A 5,597-nucleotide genomic window follows, 5' to 3' on the forward strand; every position below is an offset into this window, starting at 1 on the left:
GCGCTGTGGCGCGACAGGACAAGGGCGCGCGTGGTGGCTGTTACCGGCACGGCTGGCAAGACCACCCTCAAGGAAGTGCTGGCCCAGGTACTGTCCTGCGGCGGGAAGACAGCCCGCAATGCCATGAACTATAACAACCAGATAGGCATGCCCCGCGCGGTGCTCGGTACGGACGGCGACGAAGCTTTCTGGGTTATGGAAGCCGGGATCAGTCAGGAAGGCGACATGGATGACCTTGGTTCCGTGCTGCGGCCGGATATTGCGGTTGTCCTCAACGCCGGCACGGGGCATACCGAGGGGCTTGGCGAAAAGGGCGTGGCCTGGCACAAGGCGCGTCTGCTCAAGCATCTTGCCAGGAACGGCAAGGGTCTTGTCTGCGCGGACTACCCCGATCTTGCGCGTGAAGCCCGTGCCACAGGGGCGGACATCCGTTTTTTCAGCGGTTGCGGCCGTGATGTGGAGTTTCGCGCCATTTATGCGGGGGCGGCTCCGGCTCCTCACGGTGCGGATGCCGCAATGGTTGACTCCTGCGGCCTGTACCGCTTGTGGCTGAACGGCAAGGAATTTGATGTCACAGCCCCTTTCAGGGGCGAGTACGGGGCGGAAAACGTGGCTGCTGTGGTTGCAACGGCCCACATGCTTGGACTGGACGTTCAGGCCATACGGCAAGGGCTGGCGCATGCCCGCATGCCAGCGCAACGCTTCAGTCAGGCACGGGCAGGCTCCTGGTTGCTGATTGACGACACGTATAACGCCAACCCCCTGTCTATGGGCCGCATGCTTGATGCGGCGTCCGAAAGGGCGGCCGGTCGGCCTTTTGTGGCGGTTTTGGGCGCCATGCTTGAGCTTGGCAGCCAGGCCGCCATGGAGCATGAGGCTTTGGGCCGCCGTCTGGCCGGTCTGAATCCCTCGGCAATTATCTGGAAGGGACTTTATGCGGAAGATGTGCGCAAAGGGCTTACCCTGGCGGGTTACGCCGGTCCCTGGCAGGTTGTTGCCGATGCCGGGGAATTTATGAAAACATGGCGGACGCTGCAGGACTACGGCCTTGAGGACAAGGCCGCCAAAAGCGGCGGCGTGGTTTTGTTTAAAGGTTCGCGCAGCAACAGGTTGGAAACGCTCATGGCCGCCCTGAGCGGACAGGGCAATTTGTCCTGAAGCTGCGCGGCAGCGTGACAGGGCATTTTCATTTTGAAGCCGCTCTGGCGACTGCGTGAGCAGACGCCCGCAGTGAAGGCGTAAACGCAATTTATTTGCGATGTTAAGCGCCGAAGTAAACTTTGAGAATGGGTACTCTCAAAGTTAATCCGCTCTAGATGCGCGGTGAAGGACGCAGCATATCGACGCAGCCAGGCGCTGTGATGAGGCAGCGAACATTAATCGAATGTAGGTTTAACGGCAAAGCGCTCCGGGGATTTATCGCCCACCGGTGTGATGCGGGCATCTTGCCGTCCGAAACTGTTCCGGCCCGTCCGGCGCGCTGCAAAGATTTTCTGTGAAAAGCGCGCATGGCAAGCCCCTGAACGACTCCTGGTTTTGTCGGCGCGGAGTTGTTTCCTGCCCAGGTGGCTCGGTCTGAAACGTGAACTTTTTTATTCCGGCGGCGTATGCGCCTCACCACCCCCGTAACACTGCGGGCGGTCTACCAAGGGCCTTGCCTGGCCCGCTGACAGTAACGGTCGCAGAGTGGCCAAACGAACGGACTCCGTGCATGTTTTACAATTTCCTTTCTCCTCTCGCATCGGAATGGACATTCTTTAACGTCTTCCGCTACATCACCTTCCGTTCCATGGCGGCGCTCATGACGGCTCTGCTCATTTCCATAATTCTCGGGCCGCGCTTTATTGCATGGCTGCGCCGGTTAAAATGCGGCCAGTATATTCACGAGGACGTGGCGGCCCACGCCTGCAAGGCCGGAACTCCCACCATGGGCGGCCTGCTGATGCTGTTCAGTCTTTCGGTGAGTCTGCTCTTGTGGGCGGATCTGACCAATATTTACATCTGGCAGGCATTTTTTGTTTTTGCCGGATTTGGAGCAGTGGGTTTCTGGGACGACATAACCAAGCTGCGCCATCACAAAAACCGGGGTATTTCCGGCAAGGCCAAGATGGGCGGTCAGCTTGCCGTGGCCTGCGTGGCAATGCTGCTGCTTTTCGTCAACCCTGACTACAGCAGCAAGCTTACCATTCCCTTTTTCAAGGAAGTGACCTTTGATCTGGGCTGGTTTTACCTGCCTTTCGGCGTTTTTGTCATGGTGGCGGCGTCCAATGCCGTCAATCTTACGGATGGCCTTGATGGCCTTGCCATAGGGCCTTCCATTGTGGCCTGCATAGTCTTTTCCATCTTTATCTACATTACGGGCAACGCGCGTTTTGCCGGCTATCTGCTGGTTCCCTACATGCCCGGCGTGGGTGAGGTGACCATTTTTTGCGCTGCTCTTGTGGGCGCGGGCTTGGGTTTTTTATGGTTCAACGCCTATCCGGCTCAGGTTTTTATGGGTGATGTGGGGTCCCTGTCCATAGGCGGCGTGCTCGGTTATCTTGCACTGCTGTGCAAGCAGGAATTGGTACTTGCCGTGGTGGGCGGACTTTTTGTGGCTGAAACGCTTTCAGTCATCGTGCAGGTAGGGTATTTTCGCTGGACCGGGGGCAAGCGTTTTTTTCGCATGGCCCCCCTGCACCACCATTTTGAACTTAAAGGCGTACCTGAGTCCAAAATTATCATTCGCTTCTGGATCACATCAATTCTGCTTGGCCTCATGGCGCTTTCAGTCCTGAAGCTGCGTTGAGGAGATATAGTATGGCATTGGAAAAAACGCGCGGCAGACGCATCAGCATTGGTGAAACGGCAGTGGTGGTGGGGGCGGGACGCTCCGGCCTGGCTGCTGCGCGCCTTTTGTGTCGCGAAGGAGCGCGGGTGCGTCTGCTGGACAGCAATCCCGGCGCTTTTTCCGGCAGGGAAGGGCTGGCGGGCGAACTGCGACAGCTTGGCGTTGTCATTGATCTTGGCCCTCACAATCCCGATCAGTTTGAAAATGCCGCCTTTGTTGTGCCAAGCCCCGGCATGCCTGTGGCGCGCCTTGCAGGCCTTGTGGACGAAGAGCGCACGGAAATTCTGGCTGAAATGGAGCTGGCATGGCGATATCTGGATAACGAACCCGTGCTGGCCGTTACCGGAACCAGCGGCAAGACCACAACCGCATCACTGGCGGCCGCCATGCTGCATGAACAGGGTTATGCCGTGTTTTTGGGCGGCAATATCGGCACTCCGCTGTCGGAATACGTGCTTTCGGGGCATAAGGCCGATGTGCTGGTGCTGGAAATTTCCAGCTTCCAGTTGCAGACCTGCTCCACGTTTTGTCCGAGAGCGGGCATCTTGCTGAATATTACGCCCAATCATCTGGACTACCACAAGGACATGGCCGAATACACGGAAGCAAAATTTCGTCTGTTCCGTTGTCAGGACGAAGGTGACCTTGCCGTGCTCGGTGAGGGTTTGCGCAGCCTTGCGGCCCGGTACGGCCTGAAGGCCCGACAGGTTTATGTGAGCGCCACGGACAGGTTTCCTGAAAGCTCCCTCATGGGCGTGCATAACCGCGTGAATGAAGAGGCCGCCTGGCAGGCTTGCCGCCTTTTTGGCGTCAGCGAGGAAAATGCCGCCAGGGCCGTGGCGCGCTTTGCACCCCTGCCGCACCGGCTTGAACGGGTACGTGAGCTTGGAAAAGTTCTTTTTGTCAATGATTCCAAATGTACTACCGTTTCTTCCCTTAAAGTGGCCCTTGAAGCTTTTGACCGCCCCGTACGTCTTTTGTGTGGCGGAAAATTCAAGGGCGGTGATCTGGCGGAGCTGGCGGATCTGGTCAGGGAGCGCGTGACCGAAGCAGCTCTTTTTGGAGCCGGCAGGGAGCATTTCGAGCGGGCCTGGCAGGGGATTGTACCCATGACCTGGCACGAAACCCTTGAGCCTGCCGTAAAGCATCTTGTTGCCTCGGCGCGCAAGGGGGATGTGGTGCTGATGGCCCCGGCCACTTCAAGTTTTGATCTTTACGCCAACTATGAAGAGCGTGGGAATGATTTCAAGCGCATCGTGGGTAAGCTGGCATGAAAAATGTCTTTGCAGCAAAAGCCAAAGCCAACAAGGCGCACAGCGCCATGAGCCGGGCCACGGAAAAAGGTCCCTTTGCGCCTTTTGACTGGTGGCTGTTTACCATAATGCTTATTATTCTGGCCATCGGGCTTGTCATGGTGCTCTCGGCCAGCGGCATTGTGGCGGAGCAGGTCAACGGCGATAAGTATTATTTTTTCAAGCGGCAGGTGCTGTTTGCCCTTGTGGGTGGCGTGGCCCTGTGGGGCGCGGCCCTCATGCCCCGCCAGTGGTTGTATCGCCTGCAGTATCCGGCCCTTTTTCTGGCCCTTCTGCTTCTGCTGGTGACTCTTTCGCCACTGGCCCCGGCCATTAACGGCGCCAAACGGTGGATACCGCTGGGGCCGGTGAATATTCAGCCGATGGAGTTCGTCAAGATAGCTCTTGCCCTGTATCTGGCGTATTTCATGAGTTCCAAGCAAGACCTCATCAAGACTTTCAGCCGCGGCGTTATTCCGCCGTTTGCGGTAACGGGTCTGTTCTGTTTTCTGCTGTTGCTTCAGCCCGACTTCGGCAGCGCCGTCGTGCTTGCCAGCATTTTGTTTTTTATGTGCGTTGCTGGCGGAACCCGTTTTATATACCTTTTTTTCTCTCTGGCGCTGGCCTGCGCGGGCGCCATGGCGCTGGCAATTTCTTCGCCGTACCGTCTGCGCCGCCTGCTGGCCTTTCTTGACCCCTTTCAAGACGCCCACAACACCGGCTATCAGCTTGTGCAGTCTCTGCTGGCTATCGGCTCGGGCAGTTTTTTCGGCGTGGGTGTCGGGGCCAGCAAACAAAAAATGTTCTATCTGCCCGAAGCGCACAACGACTTTATCATGGCCGTGCTGGCCGAAGAAATGGGCTTTGTGGGCATGAGCGTGGTCATGGTGCTCTTTGGTCTGCTGTTCTGGCGCTGCTACAGGATCATTCAGGGACAGCGCAATCTGCGTGACCGTTTCACCGCTTTTGGCCTTACCACCATCCTTGCCATGGGCGCGGTCATGAATCTCGCGGTGGTTATGGGGGTGGCGCCGCCCAAGGGCGTACCCATGCCCCTCATGAGCTACGGCGGCAGTAACCTGCTTGCGACCATGCTTTGCGTGGGGCTGCTTATGAACTTTTCACGAACGGCGGACACATGGACATCAACATCCTCCTGACCACAGGCGGCACAGGCGGCCATATTTTTCCCGCTCTGGCCGTTGCCGAAGAAGTACGGCGAAGGCATCCCCAGGCCAGGCTGCTTTTCGTAGGTTCGCTCTACGGGCCAGAAGCACGTTTGGCCCGTGTGGCGAATATCCCCTTTGAAGGCTTGCCTGTGCGCGGGTTTCTGGGCCGTGGCCTGAAAGCGGTGGAAGCCGGTTTTCGCATGACCTGGGCCGTGGGCAAGGCTATGGGCATTGTCCGGCGTTTCAGGCCGCATGTGGTGGCGGGCTTCGGAAGCTACGCGGCGTTTGCGCCCATGCTGGCCGGAA

At 57.9% G+C, this 5,597-nt stretch carries 5 protein-coding genes; all 5 read left to right on the forward strand.

Features of this window, described 5'->3' with window-relative positions:
• The coding region (locus V6C07_RS10465; protein ID WP_333536409.1) for a UDP-N-acetylmuramoyl-tripeptide--D-alanyl-D-alanine ligase at positions 1-1,158 on the forward strand (1,158 nt) is incomplete at its 5' end.
• Positions 1,159-1,711: 553 nt separating this feature from the next.
• Positions 1,712-2,788, forward strand: a complete 1,077-nt coding sequence (mraY, locus tag V6C07_RS10470) for a phospho-N-acetylmuramoyl-pentapeptide-transferase (RefSeq protein ID WP_333536410.1) — start codon at positions 1,712-1,714, stop codon at positions 2,786-2,788.
• Between the two features lie 11 nt (positions 2,789-2,799).
• Positions 2,800-4,104 carry a UDP-N-acetylmuramoyl-L-alanine--D-glutamate ligase gene (murD, locus tag V6C07_RS10475; RefSeq protein WP_333536412.1) on the forward strand — a complete coding sequence of 435 codons (1,305 nt, stop codon included), beginning with the start codon at positions 2,800-2,802 and terminating at the stop codon, positions 4,102-4,104.
• Entirely contained in the window at positions 4,101-5,282 is a 1,182-nt protein-coding gene (gene ftsW, locus V6C07_RS10480; RefSeq protein WP_333536414.1) for a putative lipid II flippase FtsW, read from the forward strand. The genes murD and ftsW overlap by 4 nt, the downstream gene beginning before the upstream one ends.
• Positions 5,261-5,597: UDP-N-acetylglucosamine--N-acetylmuramyl-(pentapeptide) pyrophosphoryl-undecaprenol N-acetylglucosamine transferase (locus V6C07_RS10485; protein ID WP_333536415.1), on the forward strand; the 337-nt coding region annotated here is incomplete at its 3' end. The genes ftsW and V6C07_RS10485, both read left to right, overlap by 22 nt.

Origin of the sequence: Desulfovibrio sp. 1214_IL3152 (genome assembly GCF_036763055.1) — a bacterium.
Classification (GTDB): Bacteria; Desulfobacterota; Desulfovibrionia; order Desulfovibrionales; family Desulfovibrionaceae; genus Desulfovibrio.